This is a genomic window from Bacillus sp. SRL543 (assembly GCF_984799205.1).
Genome location: NZ_OZ481794.1, coordinates 420,336 through 436,613 on the forward strand (window position 1 = coordinate 420,336; position 16,278 = coordinate 436,613).

General features: G+C 47.1%; 23 protein-coding genes. 14 read left to right on the top strand and 9 right to left on the bottom strand.

From position 1 onward, the window contains the following. Positions 1-197 precede the first annotated feature (197 nt). Positions 198-749 (top strand): thioredoxin family protein, encoded by a 552-nt coding sequence (locus AC4E8B_RS02245; protein WP_490219463.1) that lies wholly within the window; start codon positions 198-200, stop codon positions 747-749. 246 nt (positions 750-995) lie between these two features. Here the strand turns inward: AC4E8B_RS02245 and AC4E8B_RS02250 are convergent, their stop codons facing one another. The 4 genes from AC4E8B_RS02250 to plsY all read right to left on the bottom strand — a co-directional run bounded on the left by AC4E8B_RS02250 (position 996) and on the right by plsY (position 3,908). Further along, positions 996-1,196 (bottom strand): hypothetical protein, encoded by a 201-nt coding sequence (locus tag AC4E8B_RS02250; protein ID WP_490216743.1) that lies wholly within the window; start codon positions 1,194-1,196, stop codon positions 996-998. 130 nt (positions 1,197-1,326) lie between these two features. After that, entirely contained in the window at positions 1,327-1,767 is a 441-nt protein-coding gene (locus AC4E8B_RS02255; protein WP_490216744.1) for an NUDIX hydrolase, read from the bottom strand. A gap of 72 nt (positions 1,768-1,839) precedes the next feature. After that, positions 1,840-3,087 (bottom strand): dicarboxylate/amino acid:cation symporter, encoded by a 1,248-nt coding sequence (locus AC4E8B_RS02260; RefSeq protein ID WP_224905511.1) that lies wholly within the window; start codon positions 3,085-3,087, stop codon positions 1,840-1,842. 194 nt (positions 3,088-3,281) lie between these two features. After that, positions 3,282-3,908 carry a glycerol-3-phosphate 1-O-acyltransferase PlsY gene (plsY, locus tag AC4E8B_RS02265; protein ID WP_490216746.1) on the bottom strand — a complete coding sequence of 209 codons (627 nt, stop codon included), beginning with the start codon at positions 3,906-3,908 and terminating at the stop codon, positions 3,282-3,284. 121 nt (positions 3,909-4,029) lie between these two features. Between plsY and AC4E8B_RS02270 the strand changes: the two genes are divergently transcribed. Together AC4E8B_RS02270 and lepB are read left to right on the top strand one after the other, a co-directional pair. After that, positions 4,030-4,815, top strand: coding sequence for a class I SAM-dependent methyltransferase (locus AC4E8B_RS02270; protein ID WP_490216748.1), 786 nt, complete (start codon positions 4,030-4,032; stop codon positions 4,813-4,815). Positions 4,816-4,971: 156 nt separating this feature from the next. Further along, a complete protein-coding gene (gene lepB / locus AC4E8B_RS02275) occupies positions 4,972-5,523 on the top strand; it encodes a signal peptidase I (RefSeq protein ID WP_490216749.1) in 552 nt (183 codons plus the stop codon). 41 nt (positions 5,524-5,564) lie between these two features. On the opposite strand, the gene AC4E8B_RS02280 is transcribed toward lepB, so the two are convergent. After that, positions 5,565-6,698: an NAD(P)/FAD-dependent oxidoreductase gene (locus AC4E8B_RS02280; protein ID WP_490216750.1), complete on the bottom strand. Its 1,134-nt coding sequence runs from the start codon at positions 6,696-6,698 to the stop codon at positions 5,565-5,567. A gap of 168 nt (positions 6,699-6,866) precedes the next feature. Here AC4E8B_RS02280 and AC4E8B_RS02285 point away from each other — a divergent pair, with 168 nt between their 5' ends. Together AC4E8B_RS02285 and AC4E8B_RS02290 are read left to right on the top strand one after the other, a co-directional pair. Next, complete coding sequence (locus tag AC4E8B_RS02285; RefSeq protein WP_490216751.1) at positions 6,867-7,412, top strand: hypothetical protein; 546 nt, start codon at positions 6,867-6,869, stop codon at positions 7,410-7,412. Between the two features lie 113 nt (positions 7,413-7,525). After that, complete coding sequence (locus AC4E8B_RS02290; protein ID WP_490216752.1) at positions 7,526-7,696, top strand: DUF3934 domain-containing protein; 171 nt, start codon at positions 7,526-7,528, stop codon at positions 7,694-7,696. 75 nt (positions 7,697-7,771) lie between these two features. Here AC4E8B_RS02290 and AC4E8B_RS02295 read toward each other — a convergent pair whose 3' ends face one another. Both AC4E8B_RS02295 and AC4E8B_RS02300 read right to left on the bottom strand, forming a co-directional pair. Then, complete coding sequence (locus tag AC4E8B_RS02295; RefSeq protein WP_490216753.1) at positions 7,772-7,915, bottom strand: hypothetical protein; 144 nt, start codon at positions 7,913-7,915, stop codon at positions 7,772-7,774. Between the two features lie 52 nt (positions 7,916-7,967). Next, positions 7,968-8,405, bottom strand: a complete 438-nt coding sequence (locus AC4E8B_RS02300; protein ID WP_490216754.1) for an Lrp/AsnC family transcriptional regulator — start codon at positions 8,403-8,405, stop codon at positions 7,968-7,970. A 122-nt stretch (positions 8,406-8,527) separates the two neighbouring features. On the opposite strand from AC4E8B_RS02300, the gene AC4E8B_RS02305 reads away from it, so the two are divergent. From AC4E8B_RS02305 to AC4E8B_RS02330, 6 genes are all read left to right on the top strand, one after another. Further along, positions 8,528-9,013, top strand: a complete 486-nt coding sequence (locus AC4E8B_RS02305) for a carboxymuconolactone decarboxylase family protein (protein ID WP_490216755.1) — start codon at positions 8,528-8,530, stop codon at positions 9,011-9,013. After that, entirely contained in the window at positions 9,013-9,561 is a 549-nt protein-coding gene (locus AC4E8B_RS02310) for a cysteine hydrolase family protein (RefSeq protein WP_490216756.1), read from the top strand. Before AC4E8B_RS02305 ends, AC4E8B_RS02310 begins: the two co-directional genes overlap by 1 nt. A gap of 121 nt (positions 9,562-9,682) precedes the next feature. Then, on the top strand, positions 9,683-10,258 hold the full coding sequence (locus AC4E8B_RS02315) for an RNA polymerase sigma factor (protein ID WP_490216757.1): 576 nt from the start codon (positions 9,683-9,685) through the stop codon (positions 10,256-10,258). Beyond that, positions 10,255-10,725, top strand: a complete 471-nt coding sequence (locus AC4E8B_RS02320; protein ID WP_490216758.1) for a hypothetical protein — start codon at positions 10,255-10,257, stop codon at positions 10,723-10,725. The genes AC4E8B_RS02315 and AC4E8B_RS02320 overlap by 4 nt, the downstream gene beginning before the upstream one ends. Continuing rightward, on the top strand, positions 10,725-11,825 hold the full coding sequence (locus AC4E8B_RS02325; protein WP_490216759.1) for a hypothetical protein: 1,101 nt from the start codon (positions 10,725-10,727) through the stop codon (positions 11,823-11,825). The genes AC4E8B_RS02320 and AC4E8B_RS02325 overlap by 1 nt, the downstream gene beginning before the upstream one ends. 3 nt (positions 11,826-11,828) lie before the next feature. After that, positions 11,829-12,812, top strand: coding sequence for a LiaI-LiaF-like domain-containing protein (locus AC4E8B_RS02330; RefSeq protein ID WP_490216760.1), 984 nt, complete (start codon positions 11,829-11,831; stop codon positions 12,810-12,812). A 33-nt stretch (positions 12,813-12,845) separates the two neighbouring features. On the opposite strand, the gene AC4E8B_RS02335 is transcribed toward AC4E8B_RS02330, so the two are convergent. Continuing rightward, complete coding sequence (locus AC4E8B_RS02335) at positions 12,846-13,034, bottom strand: hypothetical protein (protein ID WP_490216762.1); 189 nt, start codon at positions 13,032-13,034, stop codon at positions 12,846-12,848. Between the two features lie 159 nt (positions 13,035-13,193). Here AC4E8B_RS02335 and AC4E8B_RS02340 point away from each other — a divergent pair, with 159 nt between their 5' ends. Both AC4E8B_RS02340 and AC4E8B_RS02345 read left to right on the top strand, forming a co-directional pair. Next, positions 13,194-14,549: a TrkH family potassium uptake protein gene (locus AC4E8B_RS02340; protein ID WP_490216763.1), complete on the top strand. Its 1,356-nt coding sequence runs from the start codon at positions 13,194-13,196 to the stop codon at positions 14,547-14,549. 98 nt (positions 14,550-14,647) lie between these two features. Then, positions 14,648-15,166, top strand: a complete 519-nt coding sequence (locus AC4E8B_RS02345; RefSeq protein WP_490216764.1) for a spore coat protein — start codon at positions 14,648-14,650, stop codon at positions 15,164-15,166. A gap of 7 nt (positions 15,167-15,173) precedes the next feature. Here the strand turns inward: AC4E8B_RS02345 and AC4E8B_RS02350 are convergent, their stop codons facing one another. Next, the gene (locus AC4E8B_RS02350; protein WP_490216765.1) at positions 15,174-15,758 is read right to left on the bottom strand and encodes a hypothetical protein; all 585 of its coding nucleotides are present in this window, start codon (positions 15,756-15,758) and stop codon (positions 15,174-15,176) included. Between the two features lie 260 nt (positions 15,759-16,018). Here AC4E8B_RS02350 and AC4E8B_RS02355 point away from each other — a divergent pair, with 260 nt between their 5' ends. Further along, entirely contained in the window at positions 16,019-16,267 is a 249-nt protein-coding gene (locus AC4E8B_RS02355; RefSeq protein ID WP_490216766.1) for a hypothetical protein, read from the top strand. The last annotated feature ends 11 nt before the right edge of the window (positions 16,268-16,278 follow it).

Sequence of the window (16,278 nt, forward strand, 5' to 3'; positions counted from 1 at the left end):
AAGCCGTTGGGAAATCCATCGGCTTCAATTTATTATGGGGAATTTTGCTGTTTGTTTAGACAATCTTCTGCGTTATTTCCCAGGAAAGGATGAAATGCGTCAAAGTCCGGCAAAAAAAGGAATGTACTGCAGTCATCGAGAATAAATAAGAGATGGGATGGCCCATAATCGATATTGAAAGAAAAGGAAGTGCTTGTATGGAATTGAAGGACTGGTTTGCTAAGGGGCTGACCTTCTCTGAATATGTGGAAGGCATGAGTGTTAATAAGCAGGAGATGGAAAGCATAGAAAGCAAGTTTTCTCTCACAGAAGAGGAAAAGGACAAGCTGGTGACTGTGAAGGAAAAAGAATTGAAAGTGATTGTCCTGACAGAGGACTGGTGCGGGGATGCGATGCTTAATATTCCGATCCTTATGCATATAGCAAAAGAGACAGGGATGGAGGCAAAATTCATTCTGCGCGATGAAAACCTTGAGCTGATGGATCAGTATTTAACAAACGGGACGGCCCGTTCGATCCCTATTTTCATCTTTATTGATGGAGACGGACAGGAAAAGGCCGTATGGGGGCCGCGGGCAGAAACCGTGCAGGCCTTTGTGGATAATGAGAGGGCTCAGCTTCCGCCAGCCGACAGTGAAGATTTCAAAGAAAAACAAGGCATCATGTTTAAAAAGATGAAAGCAGCTTACCAGGGAGATGAACAAGTCTGGCATGATGTGGCAGCAAGCATTATAGCAAAACTTCAATAAAGGCAGCAAAGAATATGGAGAAGCCAGCAGCCACGCATATTAAAAGTATAGCAGGCAGCCCGGCTGGCTTCTCAATTACAAATAAAGCTTCCGCATCTCAGCGGCAGCTTTATTTGTATTCTTTTCAAGAGAACAAAAACGAAATTCCAAGGGAAGCAGCGAGCATAAGCAGAGAGGATGCGAGCAGGGGATTGACTCTGATGTGGAACATTTCCCTGGCTTCCCTGTGCCCGGTGTCCCGGTGGTTCATGAATGAACTGGCGATGACTCTGTTGGTCCAAGCATCGCCCGTGCTGGAAAAAAAAAGATGAACGCAAACCACAGAGCGGAAAATAAGAATGAGAAATCAATCAGGCCATAACCTGAAAAGAAAAAGTGCCAGATGGAGAAAAGCAGCAGGGCCTGGATGGTGAAGGAAGCAGCAAGGATGATGGCAAAACGTTTCATGAATTTATCTCCTTTCCATTATTAGAGGAAGCGGCGTATGGAAGGATGTGTGTTTCAAAGTTGGCCGGCTTGCCCCCCGTGTTTCTATTTTTACGATTGAAGAAAGAAAAAGTTCCAAAAAAAGTAAAACTCAAGAGATAGTATGAAAGAAAGAGAGAGGGATTGAACTTTGTGTCAGTATAGAGCGGGTTATTTGCTTGATTACACCGGGCTCCCGCAGCCCGTTATCGTCCATGCTGAGAATCTCCTGAGCTGTCATCCATTTATATTCTGTAATCCCATTTTCTAATTTGATAGAGCCGCCGGCAAATTCAGCAAGAAATTGAAAAAGGATGATAGGATGTCCCGTCCTGCTGATGAATTGGAACAATCCTGCAGATTCCAGGACCTTAACATCCAGCCCTGTTTCTTCTTTTGTTTCACGCCGGGCGGCCGCAATTATATCTTCCCCGGGCTCCACATGGCCGGAGGGAAAGTTCCAAGTGGGTCCTGCTTCATTTTTATGTTCCTTTATCATGAGCACACGGCCTTCCGTCAGGACGGCAGTGCTTGCAATCAAGATAGAATTCATTGAGTACCTCCTGTATAACTTTTTGGTTCATTATAACCTGAGAAATGCCCCCTTCATTCAGGGGGCATGGTGTTAAATGATAGCTTCCTCTTCTTTTTCAAAGTGTTTATCCATCCAGTCTTTCCCCTCCAGCTGTTTGGTGACAAGCATGCTGGAAACAGTATCTCCGGTGACATTGACTGCAGTGGCAGGCGGATCGACCACTACGCCGATTGCTGAAATGATCGGAAGCGCCTCAATTGGCAGGCCGTAAAGTGTGATGATCATCATTTCGCCAATAAAGCCTCCTCCTGGCACACCGCTCATGACTGTCCCTGCAAGCAGCGAGATGCCGATCGCCGTTAAAAAGGTGTCCAGGCCGGTGAAATCCATATTGAAAATGCCGAATACAAAAGATATCTTCAATATGGCCGCCAGGCAGGAGCCATCCATATGAATGGTTGCGCCGAGCGGAAGAACGGTTTCCCTAATATCTTTAGGCACGCCGATTCGTTTGGCAGCCTGCAGGTTAACAGGCAATGAGCCAACGCTGCTTCCAGTGGCAAGAGCGGTGGCAGCAGGGGAAAAGATATTTTTCCAAAAGCGGGCCACTCCTCTGCGTCCCCCGGCAATAAAGGCATAAAGCGTAAAGCCGATCAGGAAATAAAGAATGGCAGCAGGGTAATAGACGATGACAGCCCGGGCATAATCGCCAAGCAGTTCGGGTCCGAATACGCCTATCAATGACGCGAAGTAAGCACCAAGCCCGATGGGTGCATAATACATGACAAGATTGATCAGCCTCATAAAGACTTCTGAACCGCTGACCAGAAACTTTGTGAAAGGGCGTCCTTTTTCACCAGTAAGCCCTGAAGCCACCCCAACCAGGACCGAAAAGACTATTAAAGCGAGCATATTCTTGCGGGAGAAGAGCTCGATAAAGTCAGGCACAGTAAAGGTTTTGACCAACTGATCGGGCAGGCTCAGCTCTTCTGTATTTTCCGGCTGTGTCAGAGGGATGTCAGTCCCCTGGGCCGGCGGGAAGGCTGTTACCGCAACCAGCATTACAATGGAGGCAATAATGCCTGTAGCAATGAATACAACCATCATGCTGCCCATGATTTTTCCGAGCCGCTTCATGCTGTTCATATTGGCAATAGCCGATGAGATTGTGAAAAAGACGAGCGGTACTACTAGCATGAATAAGAGATTTAAGAATAAGTCCCCAAGCGGTTTGATAACTTCCGCTTTTTCCCCGAAAACAAACCCGATGATGCTTCCAATGATAATTGAAGCAAACAGGATAATGGGAAAGCGGTATGCTTTTAATTTTTCCTTCATTTAGGTAACTCCTTCTGCAAAAAAATTGAGATGATGCCCACAGGATATGGGTGAACCTCTACCATTCTACCCGAAATGGAATGGATATGACAGATTGGGAAAAGAACAGGTATTTTTTTCATTCAAAGGATCTGCCATTCAGAAGGCGGACCCGGCTTGTTTATACACCAAAAAAAAGAGAGCCATCACAGCTCTCAAGCCTGCTTCGGCCCTTTTTTTGCAGGTATTCTGTCATTCTTTAAATTCTTGTCATTGATTTTCGGCTCTTTATTTTGGCGGAAGTTTGAGATGTTGGAACGGTGCAGGATGATCAGAAAGATTGTAAAAAAGAAAAATATAAGTTCATGAGTCCATCCTGGCTGAAATAAAGAGAAAATGAAAAGGGCGATTCCGACAGATATAGAACCGAAAAATACATATTTTGTTATATAGATTACTCCGACAAAAGCTGCATAGGCGGCCAGGAACATCCAGGCATTGGCAACCAGCAGCACTCCTGCTGTTGTTGCAATGGCTTTGCCTCCCCGGAAGCCTGCGAAAATGGGGAAACAGTGGCCAATAACTGCAATCAGACCGGTGCAGAGCGGATTCAGATCAGCATGAAGGAAGATGGGCAGACCTGCTGCAAGTGCCCCCTTGCCGGCATCAATGAGGAGAACGGCAATCCCGGCCCGCTTTCCGAGCACACGGACGGTATTGGTCGCCCCTGGATTATTGCTTCCATGCTCGCGTATATCGATTTGGAACAGCCACCTGCCGATCAGAAGGGCGGTTGGAATCGAGCCGATTAAATAGGCGGCTGCAAGGATAGCAAAATTCATAAATCCTCCTTTCTGCTGGTGCAAAAATAAATTGTAGATAAATTGTAATTGCTTTCATTCTACCATATAATGAGCATACCCAGATTTAAATTCCTAATATTTTGAAAAAGGATGTGGCAGAATGGGTATTGTTGATTTTGGAAACAGGGCAAATGAATATGCACGTTCCCGGAACGATGTTCCAAATAGTCTGTTTGATAGCCTTCATCTAAGAAATATAAATTTTACCGGCAAAAAAGTGGCTGATCTGGGCTGCGGGACAGGAGCGCTGACAAGGAGGCTGGTTTTCCGCAAGGCAGACGCAGTCGGAGTCGATCCTTCAGAAAAGCTCCTTCAGGAAGCTGCTGTGATCAGCCGGGATAAGTATCTGGAAATCCCCTACAGAAAAGGGACTGCAGAAAGTACAGGCCTGGATGGGGCAGAATATGATATGGCAACGGTCCTCCGTGCCTGGCACTGGTTTGACAGGGAAGAAGCCCTCAGGGAAATCAGCCGTATTCTTAAGCCGAAGGGACATCTGATTGTGGCAGATACAGGGTTCAAGAAAGACCAAAGGCTTGTGGGAATCACTTTTGATTTTTTGAAGAGAGAAGGAATCGAGCTGAAACCTAAAGCAGATTCGGGGCAAGAAATCAATGGATTTCCAGTTCAGTGGTTCCGGGAGTGGGAAGAAGCAGGGTTCGGGCTGAAGGATTTGTATGCGCTTCCATACGGTGTCCATTTCACGAATGATGAATGGCTGGACAGAGTCGCTTCTCTTTCCAGTTTGGAGGATCTTTCTAGAGAGGAAGGTGATAGATTGCTGCAGGGCCTGAAAGAAGAGCTTGCGGCACACTTTGGGAACAATTCCTCACATGAGGTCGCCCATTTCTGCACTATAGCAATTCTGCAGGATGGAAACCGCTGAAGAGGGGATGGATCCAAAAGCAGGAGAATTTAATGTGATTTATTGATGCTCGAAGGCATGCAGCAGGGCTTCTTCCTTGCATTGCTTTTTCAAGCCGAAATGTGCATAAGCCCCTCTTTTCGCTTATAATAGATTCATATAGTGATTGAGAGGAGAATGACAATGGCAGGGAACAGCAAAAAGTCTGAATGGATTTCGTGGGCAAAGTCGATTGCCCTGGCGCTCGCCATTGCGTTTATTTGCCGGCAGTTTATATTTGCGCCGGTGACTGTACAGGGCGAATCCATGATGCCGACCTTCCAGGACCAGAATAAAGTGATCGTGACCAAGCTCAGCAAAATTGAGCGTTTGGATGTAGTTGTATTTCATTCGCCTGATTCCGAGGATGATTATATAAAAAGGGTGATCGGTCTGCCTGGGGATGAAATTTCTGTGAAGGATGACCAGCTTTTTGTTAATGGAAAAAAAGTGGACGAACCGTATCTTGCTGAAAACCGCAAAGAAGCGGCAGAGTTCGGCATTGAACATCTGACAGAAAATTTCGGCCCGCTAGTCGTGCCGGAGCATCAATATTTTGTGATGGGCGACAATCGTTTGAACAGCAATGACAGCAGAAGCTTTGGCTTCATTTCGGATGAATCTGTCGTAGGGGAAGCCAAATTCCGTTATTTCCCGCTCAATCGGATAGGAAATCCTGAGAAACCATAAAAGAAAGAGCCCGGCGGCTAATTAGCCGGGCTCTTTTCCTGTCACTCGCTTTTTTGATCCTTTAAAGCTCCTTCAACTTGATAAGGGCTCAGATCAATATCCGTATCATGCCCCAATGCAAGCTTCGCAAGCTGCTGTCCAAGAAGCGGCCCCATCGTCAGGCCGGAGGCACCAAGCCCGTTGGCAGTTAGAAGGCCCTCCCAGCCGGGAACTGATCCGATGACTGGAAGGAAGCCGGGAGTGAAGGGGCGGAAACCGACCCTGGCTTCTATCAGACTGGCATCGGCCAGGCCGGGAGCTGTAGAAAGGGCTTTTGCAAGGACCTCATGCATGCCTCCGGCTGTAATTCTTGTATCAAAACCGGAAACATCATTTTCATGGGTTGCCCCTGCGACAATCCTTCCGCCGGTGAAGGCAAGCAGATACTGGTCACCGGGGGGCATAAGGACAGGCCAGCTGCCAGTTGCTTCATCCTGAAGCTTTAGGTGGGCAATCTGGGCCTTCTGATAGCTGACATCCATTTCAATGCCGAGCGGCCTGAATATTTCCGCTGCCCATGCGCCGGCACAGACGATTACAGCATCTGCCTCCCATTGTTCTTCACCGGCAAGGATGCCTGTCACCCGGTTTCCTTCATAGATCAGTGAAGCATCCTTCTCGAGAAAGACTGCCCCTTCCTTTTCTGCCGCACGGATAAGAGAATCCCTCAGTGCCCGTCCGTCTACCCTGGCGGCACCGCTGACCTGTACTGCTTCAAATTCTTTATCAGCAGGAGGGAAAGCCTCAGCTGTCTGTTCCCGGGTAAGACGTGTGACTTCCCCGATTTCCGGTGCTTCTTCCCTCCGCTTCAAGGTCCGCTCTTCCGCTTTGTCGAGCTTATTGGTTTCTTTGTGCAGGATAAGGGCACCGACCCTGCTGTAGCCTGTATCCGACTCACCGCGTTCCTCGAGCTCCTTCACCAGCTCGGGATAATAGCGTGCCCCCGCTTTGGCCAGCCGGTACCAATCCTTATTCCGCCTCTGCGATACCCATGGGCAGACAATGCCTGCGGCCGCTGCAGTAGCCTGGCCTTCTTCATTCCGGTCCGCCAAGATCACCCGGCTGCCCGATTTGGCCAGGTGGTAGGCAGCTGATGCGCCTAATATGCCTGCACCAATCACGATATAAGTTTTCATAGCTGCATCCTTTGTTAATGGAATTTTAGTTATAGTATAACGTCGTGGTACTCCAGTTGTAAAAATTCCTAAGCCGGGGAAGCCGTGCAGCTTTCTGAATCCCCTTACAAAATATGTAATTTTATATGATATAATAAAAGCATCCTTACACGAAAGCAGTGACTATTGATGAAAAAAATTCTGACGATCGGGCTTGCCGCAAGCCTTCTTGCAGGCTGCCAGAATATGCAGAGCGGAAAATTGGATACAGATAATCTGGAAAAAGTAGAAATGGCCGACGTGAATAAAGAACAATCCAAAAAAATCCCTGTTACATATGAAGCGCAGACTGTTGAAGAGGGACTCGATGCACTTCCGTTTGAAATGAAGCTGCCGGAAAAGCTGCCATTTGACGGGGAGGGGTTCCAGCCGCCGGCCATTATGGATATGAACCATACCGGAAAACAGATCAAGGCGGAATTCAGAGCCTTTCCAAAAAGCAAAGAAGAGGGTTACGTGCTGATGGTTTTTGCTGATTACCCGGTTGAAACCTTCGAGCAGCCCAATTCCGAACCAGTAGACCTTGAAGGAGGGGCAGAGGGTATGTATCAGGGAAATACCTTGTCCTTTCTGCAGGATAAAGTTCAGTACACCATTATGTACAATAACAAAGCGATTCCGGAAGATCAGCATAAAAAAGAGCTGACTGAAATGGCGAACGAGATGCTGAAGTAGTTCGCTTAGCAGGCTCCTGATATGGTATGCTAGTGTTTATGTGCAAGCCTGCTGTGATTCAGACGGATAATGAGCAGGAGATCTCAGCACAGAAACATGGGAGCTGATTGTAGATGACCAAAGCAAAAAAAGGAAAAAGCGGTATTGGCAGCGGAACTGGAAAGAAAGGCTGGAACCGTTGGCAGGCGGGTGCCAATAAAGCAAAAAGCGCCAAGCCGTATAAAAGTAAAGGTACGAAAAATCAAGGGAAATCCGGGGATTCCGGCGGGAATAGCCAGGGATGAAGATAAGAGCCAGGAATTTCTTCTGGCTCTATTTTATTTGCTTTATTATAAAAAAACCTGCAGATATTTGTAATCCTACTTATCCTCTCTCCCGTCATTCCCCTCATCAACGCCCGTTGCGCGATTAAATGCCTGCGAGATAATATTGAGCCCCTGGTCCATCGCATTCATCGATTCACTTTTTTCTCCGATCTTTTTGTCCTTCTTTTGGTTTTCCATCAAAAGCACCTCCTATTTTTATAGGATTTGATGCTGTCCGCAGAATATGCGCCTATTCCAGAAAAGAGCCGTTAACGGGCACTTCCGACAGAGCTATATGGGTGACTGTACCTGCGTAGGGCGTGATTTCATTGATGAACTCTTCGATATCCCCCAGCTTTTTCAACCGCAGCTTAACAAGATAGCAGGCCTGGCCGGCTATCCGGGAGCAGAATTCCGCGTTAGGGACTGCAGCGATTTTTTCCCTGAACCTCTGATAATCTCCTTGCCGCAATGTGACTTCTACGAAACATTCAATCACATATCCGAGCTTCTTATAGTCAATGGAGATGGTATACCCTTTGATGACTCCCTCGCTTTCCAGGCGCCTGACACGCTCTGTGACTGAAGGGGCTGAAAGGTTTACCCTCTTCGCCAGCTCCCTCATCGACTGCCGCCCATTTCTCTCCAGCTCCTGCAGTATGCGCCTGTCTAAATCGTCTATCATCATTTGTAAACCTCCCTATCTTAAATGCGTTTCATTTGAAAAGCTAAACTGTCTAAACTGGTTTCAAATTCAATTCAACTTTCTTTCGATTCCTTCTATTATAAAAGGAGAAGGAGGAGTTGGAAATGCCAAGAATTAAATTGAAGGAAAAACAGGGGGAGACCAATTTTCAAAAAGCGCTGGCGTATGTGCCTGAAGTGGCCTCCCTATATGATGCCCTGTATGAGCAGCTGTGGAATGAGGAGGGTATCAGGCAGGATGTGAAGGAGTCGGTGCGCCTTTATCTGGCTAATAAAAATGGTTGTGCCACATGCATGAGCCTTTCCTATACCGGGGCATTGGAGCAGAATGAGGCCATTGCATGCGCAGTGGAGCAGAATGATTTCTCAGCGTTCACTGATTGGGACCGGCAGCTGTTTGCTTTTCTGGAAACCTACAGGTCAAATCCGCGGCTCTTAAAAGACTCTGATTTAGAGTGGCTGAAAATTCTCTATGAAGAAAAGGAAATCATGAAGCTGCTGGCTCTCATCAATCTTTTTGATGGCTATCATAAAATGATTGTCAGCCTTGATTTATATGACTTTTGCTCTATCAGGAAGGAGGATGCCTGATGGCTGTCCTGCTATTGATTGATATCCAGAGGGCCTTCGATGATCCTTCCTGGGGGGAGAGGAATCATCCAGGTGCTGAAAAAGAGGCTGCAAGGCTTTTGGAGCATTGGCGAAACCGCGGTCTTCCGGTGATCCATATCCAGCATACATCCCAAAACAGGGAGTCCCTGTTCTTCAAAGGAAGCACGGGACATCAATTCAAGGAAGAAGTGAAGCCTGCAGCTGGGGAAAGGATCCTCCAGAAAAGCGTAAACAGTGCATTTATCGGCACGCCCCTTGAAGCGGTGCTTAAAGATCTGCAAAGCACTGAACTGATTATTGCCGGGCTGACCACCCCCCATTGTGTTTCTACCACTGTCCGGATGGCTGGAAATCTTGGCTTTAAGGTTTGGCTGCCGGAGGATGCCTGCGCAGCCTTTGAACAGACAGGACCTGACGGGACCATCTTTTCTGCCTGGCAGATTCATCAAACTGAACTTGCCATTCTTCACGGAGAGTTTGCTGAAGTGTGTACAACTGAAAATGTATTAAAGAAATTCCCGGCCTGAGAAGCCGGGTTTTTTTGATTTCAGAGGGGGGGCGGGATGGGGCATGATAGAATGAAAAAGGTCTGAAAAAATTTTTTTTGAATATCTGTAGGGTTCTTTTATCCTGGTATCGTCTATTACGGTGGAAGCTGCCAGAAAGGGGGAGAGAGAGATTAGCGACCAAGTTCTTATCCAGCAAGCAAAGAGCGGCAATGAGCATGCCTTCAGGCTCCTGGTTGAAAAATACCGCAATGATTTGTTCCGGACAATCGTTGCAGTATTAAGGGACCAGAAGGAAGCGGAAGATGCCGCACAGGAAGTGTTTATTAAAATCTATTCCTCTCTCCCCCAATACGAGGACCAGGGCTTTAAAACCTGGATCACCAGAATTGCAGTCAATCATGCTATTGATGTAAAAAGAAAGAGGGACCGGCGCAGGGAGGATTCCCTTGAATATGCCGGATATGAGCTCCATGGCACCCATAAAGAGGCTGTGGAGACCGAAATTATGAGTAAGGAAAGGCGGAAGCGGGTGAGGGAAAAGCTTCACCAGCTGCCTGATAATTACCGCGATGTAATTTATGACTTTTATATAGCTGAAAAAAGCTATCAGCAAATAGCGGATGAACAGAACGTCCAGGTGAAGACTGTGGAGACTAAGCTCTACAGGGCGCGTCTTTGGATGAGGAAGCACTGGAAGGAGGATGATTTCTCATGAAGCACTTTAGGTATGAAGAGTGGAAGCGGTATGCAAATGATGAACTGGCAGAAGCGGACAGGGAGATGTATGAAAATCATCTGTACAGCTGTGATGAGTGCCTAGAGGTTTATCTGGAGGCTGTGGCCGAAACGGAGCTGCCGCCAATGGAAAACGGCTCATCCTTTACCGATCTGGTGATGGCGCAAATATCGGAAGAAGCAAAAAAAACTGCCCAGCCGCAGAGTTCCGAAGAAAAGAAGCGCAGGCCATTCTATCAGTCGCCGCTATTCCACTATTCCCTTGCAGCGGCCATGACCATCCTGCTGATGACGACCGGTGTTTTCCAGTCGATCACCCAGTACGCGGGAGCTGTCCAGGATCCGGATTTTCAGGAAAAGAAGACATCTGTGACAGAAGGGCTTGTGGATAAAACCTTTGCCTGGATGGATACGATCGAGAAGAAGAACAAGGAGGCAAATAAATAATGAAGAAAAATCCGATTATCGCTTTTCTTTTAGCTTTTTTCCCTGGAGGAGGCCTTCTTTATCTGGGAAAGACCCTTAGAGGTTTATTTTATACAGCGGCCGTGTTCGGGCTGCCGATCTTTACCTTTGCACTGATCAGCATGTTCTATTTTGGGGACGGGGCAATCATTTTTGCGCTGTTCGGGCTGCTGTTATATTTCGTGAATTTTATTGATACGGCAATCACCGCATCAAAGCTCTACCAGCAGGGCAGCACAGCCTACACGGATGGCAGCGGGGCTTCAGGATCAGCTAAGCCGGCAGCCAGCCAGGAGTCGGAGCGCTTTTTTACCATCATCCTGTCCTTTGTACCTGGCCTTGGGCATTTCCAGCTTGGCCTCATGAACCGGGGTCTTACGCTCCTTACCGCTTTTCTTGGGCTGGGTGTGATGGTGCTGTTTGTGTCGGTGCTGACCCACCGCAATGAGTTCCTGGTATTCTGGGCAATTCTGCCGGTGATTTGGGTATACGGCTTCTTTGACGCAATACAGCAGCTGAACCGGAAGCATCGGGGAGAAGAGCTGGTGGACCGTACGATCATGGAGGATTTTGAATCAAAACGTGATGAGGGCAAGAAAAGTAAGTCTATTGCCACCTTCCTTTCCATCTTTCCGGGAGCAGGCCATCTCTACCTGGGGCTGCAGCGGAGAGGCGTCCAGCTGATGGCTGCCTTCCTGTTTTCCATTTATATACTGGATGTGCTCAGACTGGGAATCTTCCTGTTCCTGATTCCGATCATTTGGTTCTACAGCTTCTTCGACGGACTGCAGAAATCTTCCAGGTACGGGAAGGAGCCGCTGGATGATACGCCGATCATTTCTTATTTCATCAATCACCAGAAATGGGTAGGGATAGGGCTCGTTCTTGTGGGGCTTTACTATTTGACAACAAGCATTGTCCTTCCCGCCATCTCCCCGATGCTGTACGACATGATTGATATAGATATCCGCTACTGGTTTGACCGCTACTTCCAGACGGGGATTGTATGCATCCTGCTGATCGGCGGAGGTCTGCGCCTCCTTCTTGGCAGCAAATCTGTAAAAGAAAAGGCGGTTGAATGATAGATGGGGACTGAAGAGAGAAACGAAGGGCGGAATAATGGGATGAGAACATGGCGTGTTGGTACATTTTCCATGGGGGCGGCACTGCTTTTCCTTGGGGTTTTCCTGCTGCTTTCGAGGCTGCTTGATATGGACTTCGGCTATGCCATGATGTCGTGGTGGCCGATCATCCTTGTGATCTTAGGAGCCGAAATACTGCTGTTTTTACTTTTTTCCAAACAAGAAAAGCCTTATCTGAAATACGATTTCCTCAGTATCCTCTTTGTCGGCATTCTCGGCACAGCCGGCATCGGGTTCGCGGCAGTCAGCTCGACCGGGATACTGGATAAACTGGACGAAGTGGTTAACCGCGAAGAGCGGACTATTGATTTGCCTGAGTTCACTGAGAAACTGGATGGAAGCATCAAGAGAATTGTTGTACAGACAGGCAATTCCCCGATCACTATAGAAGGGGCATCAGGAAAAGATATTTCTATGTTTGGTACTTACAGGGCGATGACAGGCAAAAAAGAAAGCCTGATTTCACAGTCTTCTGATTATGTCAGCTCCCACCGGAACGGCGACTCGCTCTATATTACAGTCAAAGAGCTCCCAAATGAAATAGCGGGTCCGTTTGAACGCTATGCCTCCATGGATGCCACGCTCCTTATTCCTATGGGCGTGAAGCTTGAAGTGACAGGAAGCGACAACACGGTGACCATGAAGCCGAGGCAGCTGATGAGTGACTGGAGTGTCGAACAAGTTTCCCATGTCTCCCTTTATATCCAGGAAAAAAGCAGCCTGAAGGTGGATGCATTTGACATCCAGCACCTTCAGGGCAGCGAGGGGGACTGGAAGGTTGCGGAAGAAGAAAAATCCTCAGCTGAAGGAGAATATGCTGATTCTGAAAGCAGCGGGAAGGATGCAACCTATCAATCCGGCGGCGGAGAGCATCGGATCAGCATTTCCAATAGCTATAGCGTAAGCTTGAACACAGCTGCAGAATAAGATGCCTGGCCAATCGGCCGGGCATCTTATTTCTTAACCTCTTATTTCTTGAACACCTTTGACCGCTTCTTCCTTTTTGGCCTTTGCTCTCATATACATGCCGATATTCAGGATAACAAGGATGCTGGAAATCATCAAAGAACGGTCTGACAGCCCATCGCGGAAAATATAGCTAAAAGCAGCCGCCAGGATAATAAGTGCCGCAAGCAACAAATGGTGCAAATCAATTCCTCCCAGAATGTCTTTTTCACCAGTATACAAGCTGGAACTGTCAGCCCTGTGAACAGAACCTTACGGGAACCTTAACAATACGGAATTAACAGCAGGGTGAAAATTGGGTATACTGAAGATACTAATAAACTTACATAACGTTGGTGAAGCATGAAGACATTTATTGAAAAAATCCTGGAGCGGTTATCTTCCGCACAGCTGATCGTTCTTTTCTACCTGTTTGCCGTTGTTCTTTCAGCTGTACTGCTGGAGCTGCCGATTACCCTTAAGGAAGGCGTCGAATTATCCTTTATTGATGCTTTCTTCACATCTGTCAGCGCCATCAGCGTGACCGGGCTCTCCACAGTTAATATCAGCGAGATCCTCAGCGTCCCTGGCACTTTTATTTTTGCTTTTATCCTGCAGTTTGGCGGAATCGGGATCATGACACTTGGCACCTTTTTCTGGCTGCTTGTCGGAAAGAAAATCGGCTTAAGAAAAAGAAAGCTGATCATGACTGACCAAAATCAATATAATCTTGCAGGGCTGGTAGTCCTCATCAGGCGCATTCTGGTGATTTTCATTTCCATCGAACTGATCGGGGCCATCATCCTTGGCACCTATTTTCTGCAATATTTCCCCACTTGGCAGGAGGCCTTCCTCCAGGGATTCTTTGCGTCTGTCAGTGCGACGACCAATGCGGGATTCGATATCACAGGGCAGTCCCTGATCCCGTTTGCCAATGATTATTTTGTGCAGATTATCAACATCATTTTGCTGATCGTCGGAGCCATCGGATTTCCGGTATTGATAGAAATAAGGGAATTCATCCGGCATCGCGGGTCAATTCCTTATAAGTTCACACTGTTTACCAAAGTAACGTCTGTGACCTTTTTCCTGCTTGTAGTATTGGGCACCGCGTTCATCTGCCTTTTCGAATATAAACATTTTTTTGCTGACAAATCTTGGCATGAATCCTTCTTCTACGCGCTGTTCCAATCGGTTTCAACCAGGAATGGCGGGCTTGCAACAATGAATATCAGCGATTTTTCAGAGCCGACCCTGTTCTTCATCTGTATCCTGATGTTCATCGGCGCCTCTCCGAGCAGTGTCGGAGGAGGGATCAGGACAACTACGTTCGCCATTATGGTGCTGAGCATCTACACATATGCCAAGGGCAATACGCACATCAAAGTGTTCAGAAAGGAAATCCTGCAGGAGGATGTAATCAAATCATACATCGTCTTCACTACGGCTATCCTGATTTGCAGCATTGCAGTCATCCTGCTCACCTTCACCGATCCGAAATTCACCTTTCTGCAGGTTGCATTTGAGGTTGCTTCGGCATTCGGGACAACCGGCCTCTCCATGGGGATAACAGCGGACTTGACTGTTACAGGGAAAATCATCATCATACTGCTGATGTTTATCGGGCGGATCGGCATCCTGTCCTTCCTGTTCCTGATCAGGGGAACCCCGAACAAGGAAAAATATCATTATCCGAAGGAAAAAATCATTATAGGATAAAGTAAGGCAGCCTTCTGCAAAAGCGGGCTGCCTTTTTTTGTTCATGAATCGGCTATCTTTTCAATATATAACTATATAAAGCAATGGGGGGGATTAGGATGATCATAAAAGCGATAGATCTTGGGCTGATGTCGGAGCATTTAGTGGTGCATAAAGGCGTCCTTGGAAAGCTGCAGCTGTATTTCTGCCTGGCAGAAGATGAAAGGCTGAAGCAGCTCCTGTATGAACAGGCCGTTATCATGAATAACCATGTGAAAGTCATGATCAGGCTGATGGATCCATCTGCAAATGAAGGTGTGACTGCAGCCGATCTTCAGGAGCTGGAACCGTTAGAAATCGTATGCAATCATACAGCGGGCAGAATGAGCGATCAGGAAATGGCCCTTGAGGCGAGAAATACCGCCAAGTCGATGGCCGGCACCAATTTCAGCTCGGCGCTTGATATGAAAACCCCGAATGTCCGCCGCATCCATATACAGATGGCGCTCCAGCAGACAGGGCTGCAGGACAGATACAGTAAACTGATTAAGGAAAAGAGCTGGGAATACGTCCCCGATTCAAACAGACAGGAGCAGGAGGAGGCGGTCCGCCGTTTTAAAAAGCTGTTTGGAGAATGAAGACGGCCTACTCTTCTAAATTCCACCATCTTACCGCATAATGGCTGTTCGGGAGGTAGGCGATCTTCAGCTTCCTTCCCTCCAGCCGTTCTTCATAATAACTTCGGCTGATATCCATGGAGTAGACGTTCACCATCACATCGTCAAAAATAAACTCCATGACAAACTCAGGCCCTGTTTCGGGGTCATCGTATTCTGCCCCGGCAGGAATGCCTTCCACAAATTCAAATTCTTTATTTTCGTATGCATCTCTATCCTTGTAGAGCAAATGGGCCTCTTTTACAAAGTGCACGCCGGTTGAGAACAAGACTATTGTAAAAAGAAGCATAAAAATTCTCCAAAACCAGCTCTCCATTGCCCATACCCCAGTCAGAAATGCAAGGCTAAAGCATAAACACATTGATACAGCAGTTATCAATCCTAAGATTTCCGACCAGATGAAATCGTTTGTCCATTCAGATGCACCCCACAGTAAGAACGAAACTATTAAAAAGATGAGGCACCCAGCCCCTGTAATAGCGATCAGCCATTCTGAGGCAGACTGCGGCTTATGTATGAGCCTTTTTTTGAGATTCAGTTTCTTTTTCTTCATATTAGACCTCCAGCCGCTCTTCATTTATAACTTTATATACGTTGAAAAGAGAGTAAAGTTTCGTCCGGAAAATCTGAGGGCAAACAAGCGCATATAAAAGTGGCCGATGTACCCGCTGCACGGTTCAAAATAAACACAATAAAATGTTTGAATTTTTAAAAATATCTGCTTATAATTAAATAAACTAACTAGTTTATTTTTGTGCGGCACATGAATTTTTAGATACATATGCGGTTTTTCAAGAAAAGCGGGTGAGAAGAATGAGCAGAAGAACAATCTCAAGAGAGATGAAGAAGACGAGCAAAAGCATCCATATGGAAGAATGGATCTGGGAGCTTTCTGCCCATATCCAGCCTTGCCGGTCGGGGGCGATTAAGGAGCTTTTCTTTGATAGGATCAGGGCTGAATTGGTAAAAGAAGGACTGATCGGTGAAGATGCTGAAATTACAAAAGAGCATGGGGAAATTTTTGCACTGCTGATGGAGAAGCGTGCGAAAAGCTGCGGATAGAAAGGAATTTG

Excerpts from the sequence above, each read along its gene's own strand:
- AC4E8B_RS02290 (WP_490216752.1), top strand. The coding sequence starts at position 7,526 with ATGACCAAAGCAAAAAAAGGAAAAAGCGGTATTGGCAGCGGAACTGGA.
- lepB (WP_490216749.1), top strand. The coding sequence starts at position 4,972 with ATGACAATGGCAGGGAACAGCAAAAAGTCTGAATGGATTTCGTGGGCA.
- AC4E8B_RS02295 (WP_490216753.1), bottom strand. The coding sequence starts at position 7,915 with ATGGAAAACCAAAAGAAGGACAAAAAGATCGGAGAAAAAAGTGAATCG.
- AC4E8B_RS02320 (WP_490216758.1), top strand. The coding sequence starts at position 10,255 with ATGAAGCACTTTAGGTATGAAGAGTGGAAGCGGTATGCAAATGATGAA.
- AC4E8B_RS02280 (WP_490216750.1), bottom strand. The coding sequence starts at position 6,698 with ATGAAAACTTATATCGTGATTGGTGCAGGCATATTAGGCGCATCAGCT.
- AC4E8B_RS02345 (WP_490216764.1), top strand. The coding sequence starts at position 14,648 with ATGATCATAAAAGCGATAGATCTTGGGCTGATGTCGGAGCATTTAGTG.
- AC4E8B_RS02340 (WP_490216763.1), top strand. The coding sequence starts at position 13,194 with ATGAAGACATTTATTGAAAAAATCCTGGAGCGGTTATCTTCCGCACAG.
- AC4E8B_RS02305 (WP_490216755.1), top strand. The coding sequence starts at position 8,528 with ATGCCAAGAATTAAATTGAAGGAAAAACAGGGGGAGACCAATTTTCAA.
- AC4E8B_RS02325 (WP_490216759.1), top strand. The coding sequence starts at position 10,725 with ATGAAGAAAAATCCGATTATCGCTTTTCTTTTAGCTTTTTTCCCTGGA.
- AC4E8B_RS02310 (WP_490216756.1), top strand. The coding sequence starts at position 9,013 with ATGGCTGTCCTGCTATTGATTGATATCCAGAGGGCCTTCGATGATCCT.
- AC4E8B_RS02350 (WP_490216765.1), bottom strand. The coding sequence starts at position 15,758 with ATGAAGAAAAAGAAACTGAATCTCAAAAAAAGGCTCATACATAAGCCG.
- AC4E8B_RS02285 (WP_490216751.1), top strand. The coding sequence starts at position 6,867 with ATGAAAAAAATTCTGACGATCGGGCTTGCCGCAAGCCTTCTTGCAGGC.
- AC4E8B_RS02270 (WP_490216748.1), top strand. The coding sequence starts at position 4,030 with ATGGGTATTGTTGATTTTGGAAACAGGGCAAATGAATATGCACGTTCC.
- AC4E8B_RS02330 (WP_490216760.1), top strand. The coding sequence starts at position 11,829 with ATGGGGACTGAAGAGAGAAACGAAGGGCGGAATAATGGGATGAGAACA.
- AC4E8B_RS02355 (WP_490216766.1), top strand. The coding sequence starts at position 16,019 with ATGAGCAGAAGAACAATCTCAAGAGAGATGAAGAAGACGAGCAAAAGC.
- plsY (WP_490216746.1), bottom strand. The coding sequence starts at position 3,908 with ATGAATTTTGCTATCCTTGCAGCCGCCTATTTAATCGGCTCGATTCCA.
- AC4E8B_RS02245 (WP_490219463.1), top strand. The coding sequence starts at position 198 with ATGGAATTGAAGGACTGGTTTGCTAAGGGGCTGACCTTCTCTGAATAT.
- AC4E8B_RS02255 (WP_490216744.1), bottom strand. The coding sequence starts at position 1,767 with ATGAATTCTATCTTGATTGCAAGCACTGCCGTCCTGACGGAAGGCCGT.
- AC4E8B_RS02260 (WP_224905511.1), bottom strand. The coding sequence starts at position 3,087 with ATGAAGGAAAAATTAAAAGCATACCGCTTTCCCATTATCCTGTTTGCT.
- AC4E8B_RS02250 (WP_490216743.1), bottom strand. The coding sequence starts at position 1,196 with ATGAAACGTTTTGCCATCATCCTTGCTGCTTCCTTCACCATCCAGGCC.
- AC4E8B_RS02300 (WP_490216754.1), bottom strand. The coding sequence starts at position 8,405 with ATGATGATAGACGATTTAGACAGGCGCATACTGCAGGAGCTGGAGAGA.